We start from the raw sequence: 14,383 nt of genomic DNA, 5'->3' as shown, positions 1-14,383 counted from the left end.
ATGCCGCGTCGCTTGATCCTCTCGGCCACGGAGCGGGACACCCAGCTTGCGCTGCCGGAAAGCCAGGATGACCTGATCCGCTACTACACCTTCAACGACTCCGACCTGTCGCTGATCCGCCAGCGACGCGGCGACGCCAACCGCCTCGGCTTCGCCGTGCAGCTCTGCCTGCTGCGCTACCCCGGTTACGCGCTGGGAACCGACAGCGAGCTGCCCGAGCCGGTCATCCTGTGGGTGGCGAAGCAAGTCCAGGCCGAGCCGGCGAGCTGGGCAAAGTACGGCGAGCGCGACGTGACCCGTCGCGAGCATGCCCAGGAACTGCGCACCTACCTGCAACTGGCCCCGTTCGGCCTGTCCGACTTCCGCGCCCTGGTGCGCGAGCTAACCGAGCTGGCCCAGCAGACCGACAAAGGCTTGCTGCTGGCCGGTCAGGCCCTGGAGAGCCTACGGCAGAAACGACGCATCCTGCCGGCGCTGAGCGTGATTGACCGGGCCTGCTCGGAAGCCATTGCGCGAGCCAATCGGCGGGTCTACCGCGCCCTGGTCGAACCACTCACGGACTCGCATCGGGCCAAGCTGGACGAGCTGTTGAAGCTCAAGGCCGGCAGCAGCATCACCTGGTTGACCTGGCTGCGCCAGGCACCGCTGAAACCCAACTCTCGGCACATGCTGGAACACATCGAGCGGCTGAAGACATTTCAGTTGGTGGACTTGCCCGAAGGCCTGGGCCGGCACATCCACCAGAACCGCCTGCTCAAGCTGGCCCGCGAGGGTGGGCAGATGACGCCCAAAGACCTCGGTAAGTTCGAGCCGCAGCGCCGCTACGCGACCCTGGCCGCCGTGGTGCTGGAGAGCACCGCGACCGTGATCGATGAGCTGGTCGATCTGCATGACCGCATCCTGGTCAAGCTGTTCAGCGGCGCGAAGCACAAGCATCAGCAGCAGTTCCAGAAGCAGGGCAAGGCGATCAACGACAAGGTGCGCCTGTACTCCAGGATCGGCCAGGCGCTGCTGGAAGCGAAGGAAAGCGGCAGCGACCCCTATGCCGCCATCGAGGCGGTGATTCCCTGGGACGAGTTCACCGAGAGCGTCAGCGAGGCCGAGCTGCTGGCCCGGCCGGAAGGCTTCGACCACCTGCACCTGGTCGGCGAGAACTTCGCCACCCTGCGCCGTTACACGCCGGCCTTGCTGGAGGTGCTGGAACTGCGCGCCGCGCCGGCCGCGCAAGGCGTGCTGGCAGCCGTGCAGACCCTGCGTGAGATGAACGCCGACAACCTGCGCAAGGTGCCGGCCGATGCACCCACGGCCTTCATCAAGCCGCGCTGGAAGCCGCTGGTGATCACCCCGGAAGGCCTCGACCGGAAATTCTACGAAATCTGCGCCCTGTCCGAGCTGAAGAACGCCCTGCGCTCCGGCGACATCTGGGTCAAGGGCTCGCGGCAGTTCCGCGACTTCGACGACTACCTGCTGCCGGCCGAGAAGTTCGCCGCACTCAAGCGCGAGCAGGCCCTGCCCCTGGCGATCAACCCGAACAGCGACCAGTACCTGGAAGAGCGTTTGCAGCTGCTGGACGAGCAGTTGGCCACCGTCACCCGCCTGGCCAAGGACAACGAGCTGCCCGATGCCATCCTCACCGAGTCAGGGCTGAAAATCACCCCGCTGGATGCGGCGGTGCCGGATCGGGCGCAGGCGCTGATCGACCAAACCAGCCAGTTACTGCCGCGCATCAAGATCACCGAACTGCTGATGGACGTGGACGACTGGACGGGCTTCAGCCGCCACTTCACCCACTTGAAGGACGGGGCCGAGGCCAAAGACAGGACGTTGCTGCTGTCCGCAATCCTCGGTGATGCGATCAACCTCGGGCTGACCAAGATGGCCGAGTCGAGCCCCGGCCTGACCTACGCCAAGCTGTCCTGGCTGCAAGCCTGGCACATCCGCGACGAAACCTATTCGGCGGCCTTGGCCGAGCTGGTCAACCACCAGTATCGCCACGCCTTTGCCGCCCACTGGGGCGACGGCACGACCTCATCCTCCGATGGCCAGCGCTTCCGCGCGGGTGGCCGGGGCGAGAGCACCGGGCACGTCAACCCGAAGTACGGTAGCGAGCCGGGACGGCTGTTCTATACCCATATCTCCGACCAGTACGCGCCGTTCAGCACCCGCGTGGTGAATGTCGGCGTCCGCGATTCCACCTATGTGCTCGACGGCCTGCTGTACCACGAGTCCGACCTGCGGATCGAGGAGCACTACACCGACACGGCCGGCTTCACCGATCACGTCTTTGCCCTGATGCACCTGCTAGGCTTCCGCTTCGCGCCGCGCATCCGCGACCTCGGCGAAACCAAGCTGTACGTGCCGCAGGGCGTGCAAGCCTACCCGACGTTGCGCCCGCTGATCGGCGGCACCCTGAACATCAAGCACGTGCGTGCCCACTGGGACGACATCCTGCGCCTGGCCAGCTCGATCAAGCAGGGCACCGTCACCGCCTCGCTGATGCTGCGCAAGCTCGGCAGCTACCCGCGCCAGAACGGACTGGCCGTGGCCCTGCGCGAGCTGGGCCGGATCGAGCGCACGCTGTTCATCCTGGACTGGCTGCAAAGTGTTGAACTGCGCCGCCGCGTGCATGCCGGCCTGAACAAAGGTGAGGCGCGCAACTCGCTGGCCAGGGCGGTGTTCTTCAACCGCCTTGGGGAAATCAGGGATCGGAGCTTCGAGCAGCAGCGCTACCGGGCCAGCGGCCTCAACCTGGTGACGGCGGCTATCGTGCTGTGGAACACGGTGTACCTGGAACGCGCCACCCAGGGGTTGGTCGAGGCCGGCAAGCCGGTGGACGGCGAGCTGCTGCAATTCCTGTCGCCGCTGGGCTGGGAGCACATCAACCTAACCGGCGATCATGTACAGAACCTTAAGCGGCAAGCGAATTAATAATACCGTCTAACGTGTTGTTTTGCTTGGATTTTCTCTGCCTACTCTTTTTGCCGTTTTTGGATAAATACACCATTGCCCACTCCAACTTCTCTGTTATTTCCTGCCACGCACCATGGATGATGCTCGCCAATATCGGCATTAACCAAAGCGCGCTGTTTTTGGCAATCTTCAGCATCGATAACTCCGCGCTGCCAATCAGCGTCAGCGCCAGCCGACGTTTGACCAGCAAGGCCAGCAAACTAGCCCAGATCAAGCCTTCCGCTATCGCTTTTTGTCGTGTCGCGAACGCCTTCAACCGGTTATGTGATTTCAGCTCTTTGAACAACAGTTCGATCTGCCAACGGCAACGATACAATGCCATCACCTTCTCGGCTGGCCATCGCTCACGCGGAAGATTGGTCATCCATATACAGAACCGTTTTTCCTCTGCAAACCAACGTCTTATGAGTCGATATTTATACTTTCCCGAACTCACATCCAGATCCAGAACCTCGGCTCTGCAGCTTCTCCGATCGATATCCTTGAGCTTTTTTCCGAGTAACTTGGGCATTTCCCTGCCGTCCTGTCGGTAAGCTGCCTGTACTTTGGGATTGAGATTTTGACTCCCTCTGACCAGATAGCTTCCTTTGGCTTTGGTCACATCAGCAAAGTACTCGCGGCTGATGTAACCGGCATCCGCCAATAACAGTTTGTTATTTAACGAATTTGCGGCCGGAAGATGCTTGCGCTCCGATTCGGTATCCGCCGTGATACTCATCGATATCGGCGACTGGTCCAGCAAGGACATGGTCATATGACACTCTACCGCAGCGGGGCTGTGCTTATTGAATCGGCCCGGGAAATGTTCTGCCAATTGCGGATGTAACGCGAATGACGACCCGTCCTGCAGCAGTACCTGCTCAAAGCCTGCCAGTCCGTGGGCGTCCGGTAGACACTCCTTGAGGCGTAAGGCGATGGCTCGTTCAACCAGTGCGCGCATGAACAAGGGAAAACCCTGCTTGCGTAACTGGTTGTGAAAGGGTTTATACGCTATTTGGTCAGTATCATGGAGCTGCAACGCATTGAAATGGCGATGCAAACCAGCAATACCATCCACCTTGTCGCAACCAAGCCCTGAGAGCAGAGCCGGGAGTAGTCTCGCAGGCTGGATATCCCGGAGTCGCTGACAAAAACCGGTAAATTTACCGATCCGGTTGAGTTCAGAAGAGCTAAGAAGTTGCTTGAGGTACTGGGTTGCATTGATAATAGTCATGGCTTCGGGCGTGTCGGTTTTTTTTTGCGATTAAATCAGATCACAAACGAAGCCTTTTTTCTATCTATTTCAATTGGTTGTAGCTAAAGATCCTGTACATGACAGGTCACTGCAGCGGCCAAACTGTTGCCACATCTCAGTTCAGGAGGAAACGCAATGACTCAGGAAAGGATCCAGACCCGCTACCCACTCGGCGGCCCCTTCGCCACCCAGGCTGAGCTGGAGCAGGCCATCACCCAGGCCATAACGACCCACAGACAAGATTTCTTCCCTCTGCTGGAACGGCTGGTGGACGTGGGGGACACCCGGGTCAACCTCAGTCAGGAGAACCCGCTGCGGGTGCTCAGCATCGAACTCGCTGACGGCCGTGAAGGAGTGGCCCATATCAACTACGAGTCCAACTTCGCCGAGAGCTGCCTGATTATCAACGAATACGACCAGCACCAGACCAGCCTGGCCTTTCGCCTCGACGGGGATGCACTTATCTTCGACGTCGAACTGCCGATCGCGTGGAATTTCAATAACTGAAGATTCAGCGGTGTAATGCCGCCTGGTTGCTACACCCGGTCAGCCAGCTCCCCTCACCCTAACCCTCTCCCAAAGGGAGAGGGGATCAGCCCGTGCCAACCTCCAGCCGTGGTAGTCACTCCATACTCTGCTGTTATTTCAGGCGCCTGTAATCTTCCCCATATGGCTGTCATCTGAATAGCAATATCCAGCATATAGCCACCATAACCCTCACTCATGTACAGGATCTTTAGCGGCAACCAATTGAAATAGATATAAAAAAGGCTTCGTTTGTGATCTGATTTTATCGCCAAACAAAATCAACACGCGCGAAGCCTATGACTATTATCAACGCTAATTACTATCTGGAGCAACTCTTGGCTCCCGCCGCACTCGAGCGCATTGCTCGGCTCTGCAAGTTTTGTCTGCGTCAGCGTGCCATTACCCCAGCCATGCTCGTACCTGCACTGCTGCGGGCCATGGGAGGCGACCAGGTCAATGACATTGCCGGTTTACACCGCCATTTCAATGCCTTGCAACTGGTAAACACCCATCAGGTTTCTTACAAACCGTTTCACAATCAGCTGCGCAAAGAGAGCTTTGCCCTGTTTATGAAAGCCCTGGTCGAGCGGGCCATCGCCTTGCGTATCGACCATCAACTCAAAGCAGCCTCCCTCGGCGCGTTCAAGCAGGTGTTACTGCACGATGGCACCTCCTTTGCGGTGCATCGGCGCCTTGCTGCTGATTTTCCCGGCCGGTTCAAGACCATCAGTCCGGCAGCTATCGAGTGCCATATGACCATGTCACTGTCGGAGCAGAGCCCGTTGTGCATGAGTGTGTCTGCCGATACCGCAGGGGAACGGCAATTTCTGCCTGAAGCCCACACGCTGACCAACTGCCTGCTGCTGGCTGACGCAGGTTACATTGACAGGGCTTGGTTTGAGCAGGTGAACGACGCTGGCGGATTTTATCTGGTGCGCGGCACGAAAAGCCTGAACCCCAAGATAATCCAAGCCTGGCGCGGTGATGGACGGGAAGTACCCAAGCTGGCGGGACTATCTCTGAGAGAGGCCGGACGGCGACGCTGTCGGGCCGAGGTACTGGATATGGTGGTGAAGTCCGGCCAGGTCGAGTACCGGTTGATCCGGCGCTGGTTTGCTGAGGAAAAGCGGTTCTGTCTGTGGATGACGAACCTACCGCGAGCAGCATGGTCAGCAGAGCAGGTGATGAGCCTGTATCGCTGCCGTTGGCAGGTGGAGTTGTTATTTAAAGAGTGGAAATCGCACAACCGGCTCAAGGGGTTTGTGACGGGCGAGAAAGCGATTGCCGAGGGGTTGGTGTGGACGAGCCTGCTGTCGCTGGTGATGAAGAGACGGGTCGCGCAGAGTGTGATGAGTGGGGCGCTATCGATGCTGAAAGCGTCGAAGAACAGTGCGACGTGGTGGCTACCGCTATTGGAAGCAGTGGCCCATAGGGCGCTGACAGAAATAAGGGAAAGATTGGAATGGGCTGCCGATTATTTGGCCAAGAACGCCTGCCGAACCAAGCAGAGAAAGTCGATACAGAACAGGACCTTGGAAGGCGTTTTAAATGGACTCGCCGCTTAAGGTCCTGTACATGAACCGGCGATTACGTCTGGCGGCAGAGCCGCAGACTGGAAGACGGGAAGTTTCGGCCCTTACGGATGCCCGGAAAACCTTAGCGTACGATTTTTTCCGAATTCTGCGGGCTCCCCTATTAGCGTAGAGAAAAGTGTTGGACCATTTTGAGTCGTGGTTATGCGTGAAGACTATAGCGTCAGTCCAGTATGATTTCCCAATACCCTGTAGCTATAGTTTCGATAGCTTCGAATCGGCATTGCAGGCGTATCCCCGTCAGCGGATTTCGAGCGGACGCCGTCGCTTGCCAACGTTGGTGTGAGACCGGCGGGCGAGATCGCCCCTGCCAACGCGACCGCTGAGAGGTCGACTCCTCAACCGCTTGGGCGCTTATCGCCTCCATCCGGATGCTCACCCGCCGAACAGCAATAAACCGCTATTTTCGATAAACTTCTGAATCCGGCTCCGAGGTATGGAAACTATGTCGTACCGCTATTGGATATGTTGCGCGCATACCTTCATAGTCTGACACGCGAAATCTTTAAATCCTGAGTATATTTCGGAAGAAATTTCGATCTGATCGATAAGACTTCAGGATACAGCAAGCTGGAGACACCGATGAAAGCCGTTGGTTACAAGGTTCCGGGACCCATCGCCGAGGACGCCTCTCTGGTCGACATTGATCTGCCTCGGCCTGTCGCTGAAGGAGGCGATATCCTGGTTGAGGTGAAGGCTGTCTCGGTCAACCCGGTCGACTACAAAATCCGCAGCAGCACGCCGCCCGCTGATGGCGATTGGAAAGTGCTGGGATGGGATGCGGCCGGGATCGTGCAAGAGGTCGGCCCCGACGTGACGCAGTTCGCGGTAGGCGACGAGGTCTATTATGCCGGATCGCTCATAAGGCCTGGCACCAATGCGGAGTTCCATCTCGTCGACGCCCGGATCGTCGGTCGTAAACCCGCGTCGCTCGACTGGGCGGAAGCGGCGGCGCTGCCACTCACGACGTTGACGGCCTGGGAAGCCATGTTCGATCGCCTGGACGTGACGAAGCCCGTTCCCGGGGCACGTATAGGAAGAATAAACGCCCTTTTCACCCAAGTCCAACAGCTTTGGACCGCAGTTGACTCTTTCGACACCCCTGCGATGCAACCCAATCCGGCTGACGGGGAGCCAGCAACGCTGAAAATTTACCCTCCTCTTTCCCACTAGCGGCTCCTTTTCCGACAACCAGCACGGCGGATCCCTGCCGCGGCGCTGTGAACGCAGCATTTTGATTGGTATCGTTGGCCTTCAGGCTCGTCAGTCAAACAGACCCAGGAGCAGCTCAGCCGGTGGCGCCCGGCTTTCGGGTAACGCCCTGGTCCCGCTGGTTTCGGCTTTGTGCTTCAGGTGATCAAGGATCTGCTTGATCACTATAGGGTCTTCAATGCAGGCGATGACTTTCATGGCGCCGCCGCAGCCGCTGCAGGTCTCGATGTCGATATTGAAAACACGCTTGAGCCGTTGCGCCCATGTCATCGACGCTCGCCGTTGTGCTGGTGTTGCCGGTTCATCAGCCACCCTGACCTTGTTGCCCCTGCCCCGTTTTGCCGGCGTGACCAACGCCCGGTGCCGACTGTTGGGTGCGAACACCCCGTGGAAGCGGGTTAGGTTGACTCTGGGCTTCGGTACCAGGGCGGCCAGCCTTGCAATGAAATCCAATGGTTCGAAAATGACGTGCGTGGTGCCGTCCCGGTACGGCGTCTTGAGCTGGTAGCGCACGTTGCCGCCTCGTGTTCGCCACACTGTAAGAGATCTGTTCATGCTGCGCTGATCTCAAGACCTCATAAAAACTGAGGTCTTGCTTCGGTCGATAAGCTGGTCTGATATTGGCATTATTTATTCCTTTCAAATACATGGGTAATGCGACTTACACAGATTTTTTATGCTCTCTTGGACTCCATGTGAAGGAGATCGTCACATTCTTTACATATAGAAAATAGAGTTCTTTAGCCAGCTGCAATTTCAGATTAACCGATTCGGTAAGCTTTCTGCATTTCCGGAGACAACTTTTTTAGCCAGCTTGAGAGACTGAAGCCTTTTCTATCGGTACTATTTAATTTAGTAAAATACAGATGTTCATCCCAGCGAGGACCGAAATCTACTTCTGCAAGACTTACAAGCTGTTTGTTTCTGCGAAGACGATGCTTTTGATGGTAATCTTCGGCGGGCCAAAAATAACCATTTTGTTCTCCGGCCTCAATCACCTCGGGAGATTTCTCCTTTCCAATCGCTTGAATCAGTTCTTCAGCTACTTGTTTTTGCTCCAGATCAAAAACAAAAAGTATCTGGCGATACTGGCCCTGCTTTCTACCATGAACAGACCATGATTCAAAACTTCCAAGAAGTTCCCTGTAGCTGATTTGGTCTTTATCGTAGATCACTCTGACGACTTCGGCGTGTCCGTTGATGTTGCGGTAACTCGGATCCAGAGTTGATGCTCCAGCGTAGCCAACACGTGTTTGCACTACTCCCTGCGTCCCTCCAAAATTAGAATCCGGTCCCCAAAAGCAACCCATGCCGAAAACCGTTTGACTAAGCTTCCCGATTTTCAATGCTTCTTCGATTGCTTCAGGGGTTGCAAATTCATAGCTTTCAACACCGTCTTCTTTATTCATTTTTAGATCCGACATATTTTTCTCCTAACTTTCAAGAATTGTAGCCACTCCCATTCCTCCCGCCGTGCAAACGACGATAAGGCCACGTTTTCCAGGACCAGCTGAGTGCAGTATCTTTGCTAAAACTCCGACGATCTTAGCGCCAGTAGCCGCAAACGGATGCCCAAGGGCAATGCTACTTCCACGGACATTTAGCTTCGAGCGGTCAATTTTTCCGAGAGGCTCTGATCGTCCCAAACGTGTTTTGCAGTATTCAGCAGACTCCCACGCCTTCATCGTGCAGAGCACTTGTCCAGCGAACGCCTCGTGAATTTCGTAAAAATCAAAATCCTGAAGCTTTAAGCCGTTTCGCTTCAATAATTCACTGACCGCCACAGTTGGAGCCATGAGCAAACCTTCGCCAGCGACGTAATCCACGGCAGAAGTATGAGAATCCACAATCTTGGCCAACAGCGGCCAATTATTCTTTTTAGCCTCTTCTTCGGAAGCCAAAAGAACGGTGGACGAGCCATCCGTGAGTGAACTCGAGTTGCCTGCCGTCAGAGTTCCTTTTTCGGATCGATCAAATGCTGGCTTTAGCTTTGCCAACTTCTCTAAAGTCGTATCGCCACGCATGATTCCATCCGTACTTTTTCCTAAAAATGGAAAAACGAGATCGGCATAAAAGCCGTCTTTGTACGCTTTCGCGGCGTTCAGATGGCTTGCCAGAGCCAGCTCGTCTTGCTCTTGCCGGGAAATTTTCCATTCTTTGACCATCAACTCACAATGTTCACCCATTGACTTCCCTGTTCGCGGTTCAACGACGGCGGGTGGCACGGGTTTTAAATCGCTCGGCCTAAAGCTCAAAAAGATTCTTAGTTTCTCGCCGAGTGTTCTGGCCGAATTCAATGCAACGAGCTTCTGCGAGAACGAACGAGTCACCATAATTGGCAAGTCGCTAGGTAATCCCCCCGAAAAACTGAGGTGCTCATAAGTAGAATTTTCTCGTATCTTGAACGCAGGAGGTTCTACATGAAAACATCACGCTTTAGCGATGCACAGATCATCGCCATCCTCAAGCAGGCCGAGTCTGGTTCACCCGTCCCTGAGCTCTGCCGTGAGCATGGCATCAGCTCCGCCACCTTCTACAAGTGGCGCTCCAAATTCGGTGGCATGGATGCCTCTCTCATGGCGCGCCTCAAAGAGCTGGAAGAGGAAAATCGTCGCCTTAAGAAGATGTATGCCGAGGAGCGCCTAAAGGCTGAGATCATCTCCGAGGCGATGGCAAAAAAGTGGTGACGCCATCTGCCCGCAGGGAGATGGCGACCAAGGCTGTGGCTCATTACGCCATTTCTATCCGTCTGGCTTGCCAGGTGTTCAAGGTGAGCGAGGGTTGCTACCGTTATCAGCCCGTGCTGGCTGATGAAAACCAGGAGATTGCCGACTGGCTGCTGCGCCTCACCGCCAACCAGCGCAACTGGGGTTTCGGACTGTGCTTCCTGTACCTGCGTAACGTCAAAGGCTTTGGCTGGAACCACAAGCGGGTCTACCGGATCTATCGGGCGCTAGAGCTCAATCTGCGGATAAAACCCAAGAAGCGGCTAGTGCGGGCCAAGCCGGAGCCGTTGGCAGTCCCTGACCAACCGAATCACTGTTGGTCGATGGACTTTATGCATGACCAGCTCAGCGATGGTCGTTCGGTGCGGTTGTTTAATGTGATCGATGACTTCAATCGCGAAGCACTGTGCATCGAGGTGGATTTTTCCTTGCCTGCCTCGCGAGTCAAACGGGTGCTGGAGCAGGTCATCGAGTGGCGGGGCAAACCAGCCGCAATCCGCTGTGATAATGGTCCGGAATACATCAGCGAAGAGCTCAAGCAATGGGCGCAGCAGAAGAGGATTGCGCTGAGGTATATCCAGCCAGGCAACCCGCAGCAGAATGCCTACATAGAGCGATTTAACCGCACTGTGCGTTACGACTGGTTGGGCCATTACCTGTTTGAGTCACTGAATGAGTTACAGGAATTTGCCACGAACTGGCTGTGGGTTTATAACCATGAGCGGCCCAATATGGCGCTGGGCGGCTACACGCCGAAACAGCGCTTGGCACAGGCCGCATGACCTCTACTTTTGAGTGCTCCAAAAAATGGGGGGATTACCGCTATTGCTATCCACGCCGCCCGCAATACCGCTCTCGATTTGGTAGCTGGATATTTTGTGTGCGATCTGAATCGTAGTTTCTAAACTGGTACCGCAAGCCCGCTGCACGTTATATGCTGGCGTATTCGGATGTAAGCCAGAAGCCTGAACAACTTCACGCGCAAAGTTCCAGTTGGCCGAACTTTGCATGAGTGCACCCAGAGCCACGTCACCCACGACTTTGCCCTTTAAGTTATATCTTTCGACTAAACTTTTCAGGCTAGCGGTCATAAGCTCTGGCGTGGTGACATCTCGATAGGCAGTCATTGATTTCATAAATGGAATACGGACGCCACCTACGACATAAGTAGTTCTCGTTTTCATAATTTCACCTCCGGCTTTGTGTGCCGTTCAAAAACTTCTCCGACCTTCACGTCGTACGATTCAAAAATGTAGTCTTTGCCAAGCATCTTGGCTTTTTTGTGTTCGGGATGCTTATCCCAAGCATCGAAAGCTTCTCTGGTAAGGAACTCGACAATTAGAACATCTTCACCGTTAGGAGAAGAAAACCGCTCATGGCTTCCGTAACCAGGAATGGCTTCGACAAGCGCGGACATCTCGGCGTATCTTCTTTCAAACTCCCCACCGTGCTCCTTGGCAACACGACTGCGGAAAACTGCTATAATCATTGATCTGACTCCTTACTAAGCTAATTACAATCCTCAAAAAAAAGATCTCGTTATTTCATCGAAGCTTCCAACCACTTGTCGAGATCCTTGAACTTGGGGTTTCTCAGCTTCTTTGTCCCAACCAGTATTGTCGGGAAATTTAACTTTCCAGTAGTATAAAGGGATCGCAGTTCATCAGCTGCCGCGTCGTCTTCGTGAACATCTAAAAAATCAAACTCGATTCCTTTTTCTTTCAAGTACGACTGGTAAATCTTGGTTTTGTGGCAGTCCTTATGACCGAACAGCTTAATCCCCACGACCCCCTCCATTTTCTAAAATTACTCTACAAACTTCAACGACTCCGAGTTGATGCAGAATCGAGCCCCAGAGGGCTCAGGACCATCTGGAAAAACGTGCCCTAAGTGGGCTTCGCACACATTGCATAGCACTTCGATTCTTCGTCCGTAAGTCGTGTCCAGTTCATATTGAATTACGTTGTCGGCGACGGGCTCAGAAAAACTCGGCCAACCTGTTCCCGAATCAAACTTAACGTTCGAATCAAACAGTTCAGTGTCGCAGCCCGCGCAGGCATACCGTCCTGCCTCATAAAATGAACAGAGTTCCCCAGTGTGAGGGCGCTCGGTGCCTTTCTTCCGCATGACATTAAATTGAGCGGGCGTCAGAATTTTTTTCCACTCTTCCTCGCTCTTTTCTACTTTTCTAGGAGGAGCGGGAGTGCCGTTATCGAGATAGTTGTTAATGCTTTCCCAGTTGAACATAAATTTGCTCCTTTATTTTTGGGTTTGTTCTTTAGCTATCAATCCACGCGAAGAAGTCAGTCGCGCTACCAATGAATTTTCCATCCACAAAAACTTGCGGAACAGTTTGAAGGTTGGACGTATAGGAAGAATAAACGCCCTTTTCACCCAAGTCCAACAGCTTTGGACCGCAGTTGACTCTTTCGACACCCCTGCGATGCAACCCAATCCGGCTGACGGGGAGCCAGCAACGCTGAAAATTTACCCTCCTCTTTCCCACTAGCGGCTCCTTTTCCGACAACCAGCACGGCGGATCCCTGCCGCGGCGCTGTGAACGCAGCATTTTGATTGGTATCGTTGGCCTTCAGGCTCGTCAGTCAAACAGACCCAGGAGCAGCTCAGCCGGTGGCGCCCGGCTTTCGGGTAACGCCCTGGTCCCGCTGGTTTCGGCTTTGTGCTTCAGGTGATCAAGGATCTGCTTGATCACTATAGGGTCTTCAATGCAGGCGATGACTTTCATGGCGCCGCCGCAGCCGCTGCAGGTCTCGATGTCGATATTGAAAACACGCTTGAGCCGTTGCGCCCATGTCATCGACGCTCGCCGTTGTGCTGGTGTTGCCGGTTCATCAGCCACCCTGACCTTGTTGCCCCTGCCCCGTTTTGCCGGCGTGACCAACGCCCGGTGCCGACTGTTGGGTGCGAACACCCCGTGGAAGCGGGTTAGGTTGACTCTGGGCTTCGGTACCAGGGCGGCCAGCCTTGCAATGAAATCCAATGGTTCGAAAATGACGTGCGTGGTGCCGTCCCGGTACGGCGTCTTGAGCTGGTAGCGCACGTTGCCGCCTCGTGTTAACGACAGCCGCTTCTCGGATACCGCCGGGCGGCTGATGTACCGGCACAGCCGTTCGAGCTTCTTGCGTTCATCGGCCCTGGCCGCCACGCCGGCGTGCAGGCTGAACCCGGCTACCTTGCCAATCCCGTCACCGAACGGATCACCACTGGTCGGCAGAGTTTGCAAAGTGAACACCTTTCGCCCCGCCTGTGAACCGACAGCGATACGGTAAGTGATCGAGTGCCCCAGCAGGGGTGTCATCGGGTCGTCATCCACCGCATCCGAGGCCAGATAGCTGTTTTCGACATCCCGTTCCAGCAGGCCTTGCCGTTCCAGATAGCGACCCACCCGGTGGGCGATGGTGTGCGTCAGCTGGGTGAGCTCTGGGCTGGTCGGCGCCTTGACCCAGCGGAAACGCGCTGAGCCGTGGGATTGCTCGACATACACACCGTCGAGAAACAGCATGTGGAAGTGAACATTCAGATTGAGCGCCGATCCAAAACGCTGGATCAGGGTGACCGCGCCCGTCTTGGCCACTTGGTGGGTATGGCCCGCTTTCTTGACCAGGTGCGTGGCAATGACGCGGTAAACGATGCCCAGCACCCACCCCATGATCTCGGGCCGGCTGGCAAACAGGAAACGCAGCTGAAACGGGAAACTCAACACCCACTGACGCATGGGTTGTTCAGGCAGTACTTCATCAACCAGCAAGGCGGCACTTTCGGCCATCCGCCGCGCCCCACAGCTCGGGCAGAAACCGCGACGCTTACAGCTGAAAGCGACCAGGTGCTCGGCGTGGCAAGACTCGCAGCGAACCCGTAGAAAGCCATGCTCCAGCCGCCCGCATTGGAGAAATTCTTCAAATTCCCGTTGCACATAGCCCGGCAATTCCTTTCCCTGCTCTGCCATAAGCGCAGCGAATGCCGGGTAATACTCGTCAACGATCTGATAGAGAAGGGTTTGCTCGGGTCGGTGGCTCTGGTAACGACCAGTATCCCGATCCCGGCTGGCCGTCCTGGCCGCCACATGAGGCATGTTCCGCGTCCTTGCAATACTGTGTTTA

10 protein-coding genes and 4 pseudogenes are annotated in these 14,383 nt (G+C 55.6%); 5 read left to right on the top strand and 9 right to left on the bottom strand.

What is annotated here, in order from left to right:
* Positions 1–2,901 (top strand): annotated as a pseudogene (locus HV350_RS25735) (Tn3-like element TnAs1 family transposase); the annotation flags it as partial.
* A 7-nt stretch (positions 2,902–2,908) separates the two neighbouring features.
* Here HV350_RS25735 and HV350_RS25730 read toward each other — a convergent pair.
* Positions 2,909–4,183 carry an IS4-like element ISApu2 family transposase gene (locus HV350_RS25730; RefSeq protein ID WP_011191341.1) on the bottom strand — a complete coding sequence of 425 codons (1,275 nt, stop codon included), beginning with the start codon at positions 4,181–4,183 and terminating at the stop codon, positions 2,909–2,911.
* 156 nt (positions 4,184–4,339) lie between these two features.
* On the opposite strand from HV350_RS25730, the gene HV350_RS25725 reads away from it, so the two are divergent.
* From HV350_RS25725 to HV350_RS25715, 3 genes and pseudogenes are all read left to right on the top strand, one after another.
* Complete coding sequence (locus tag HV350_RS25725; RefSeq protein ID WP_004099020.1) at positions 4,340–4,711, top strand: hypothetical protein; 372 nt, start codon at positions 4,340–4,342, stop codon at positions 4,709–4,711.
* 317 nt (positions 4,712–5,028) lie between these two features.
* Complete coding sequence (locus HV350_RS25720) at positions 5,029–6,297, top strand: IS4-like element ISApu1 family transposase (RefSeq protein ID WP_011191342.1); 1,269 nt, start codon at positions 5,029–5,031, stop codon at positions 6,295–6,297.
* Positions 6,298–6,906: 609 nt separating this feature from the next.
* Positions 6,907–7,353 (top strand): annotated as a pseudogene (locus tag HV350_RS25715) (alcohol dehydrogenase catalytic domain-containing protein); the annotation flags it as partial.
* Between the two features lie 234 nt (positions 7,354–7,587).
* Here the strand turns inward: HV350_RS25715 and HV350_RS25705 are convergent.
* From HV350_RS25705 to HV350_RS25695, 3 genes and pseudogenes are all read right to left on the bottom strand, one after another.
* Positions 7,588–8,064: pseudogene (locus HV350_RS25705) on the bottom strand (transposase); the annotation flags it as partial.
* 233 nt (positions 8,065–8,297) lie between these two features.
* Positions 8,298–8,960: a peptide-methionine (S)-S-oxide reductase gene (locus HV350_RS25700; RefSeq protein ID WP_001281573.1), complete on the bottom strand. Its 663-nt coding sequence runs from the start codon at positions 8,958–8,960 to the stop codon at positions 8,298–8,300.
* Positions 8,961–8,969: 9 nt separating this feature from the next.
* Positions 8,970–9,899: pseudogene (locus tag HV350_RS25695) on the bottom strand (acetyl-CoA C-acyltransferase); the annotation flags it as partial.
* Between the two features lie 57 nt (positions 9,900–9,956).
* Here HV350_RS25695 and HV350_RS25690 point away from each other — a divergent pair.
* Positions 9,957–11,044 (top strand): IS3-like element ISAs22 family transposase gene (locus tag HV350_RS25690; RefSeq protein WP_088821966.1). Its coding sequence is split into 2 segments (ribosomal slippage): positions 9,957–10,209 and positions 10,209–11,044, totalling 1,089 coding nucleotides; the frame shifts between segments, so codons are not numbered across the junction.
* Between the two features lie 3 nt (positions 11,045–11,047).
* Here HV350_RS25690 and HV350_RS25685 read toward each other — a convergent pair.
* The 5 genes from HV350_RS25685 to HV350_RS25660 form a co-directional block, all read right to left on the bottom strand.
* Positions 11,048–11,446 carry a hypothetical protein gene (locus HV350_RS25685; protein ID WP_249418046.1) on the bottom strand — a complete coding sequence of 133 codons (399 nt, stop codon included), beginning with the start codon at positions 11,444–11,446 and terminating at the stop codon, positions 11,048–11,050.
* Positions 11,443–11,751 carry an antibiotic biosynthesis monooxygenase gene (locus tag HV350_RS25680; RefSeq protein WP_002122973.1) on the bottom strand — a complete coding sequence of 103 codons (309 nt, stop codon included), beginning with the start codon at positions 11,749–11,751 and terminating at the stop codon, positions 11,443–11,445. Before HV350_RS25680 ends, HV350_RS25685 begins: the two co-directional genes overlap by 4 nt.
* A 50-nt stretch (positions 11,752–11,801) precedes the next feature.
* Positions 11,802–12,047 carry a glutaredoxin family protein gene (locus HV350_RS25675; protein ID WP_025467194.1) on the bottom strand — a complete coding sequence of 82 codons (246 nt, stop codon included), beginning with the start codon at positions 12,045–12,047 and terminating at the stop codon, positions 11,802–11,804.
* 21 nt (positions 12,048–12,068) lie between these two features.
* Positions 12,069–12,509, bottom strand: a complete 441-nt coding sequence (gene msrB, locus HV350_RS25670) for a peptide-methionine (R)-S-oxide reductase MsrB (protein WP_000483554.1) — start codon at positions 12,507–12,509, stop codon at positions 12,069–12,071.
* 352 nt (positions 12,510–12,861) lie between these two features.
* Complete coding sequence (locus tag HV350_RS25660; RefSeq protein ID WP_015344975.1) at positions 12,862–14,355, bottom strand: IS91-like element ISVsa3 family transposase; 1,494 nt, start codon at positions 14,353–14,355, stop codon at positions 12,862–12,864.
* Positions 14,356–14,383 lie beyond the last annotated feature (28 nt).

Origin of the sequence: Citrobacter sp. RHBSTW-01013, from assembly GCF_013781985.1 — a bacterium.
GTDB classification, from domain to species: domain Bacteria; phylum Pseudomonadota; class Gammaproteobacteria; order Enterobacterales; family Enterobacteriaceae; genus Citrobacter; species Citrobacter braakii.
Note: the sequence above shows the minus strand (reverse complement) of the source record. Positions and strands in the feature narration are given on the sequence as shown.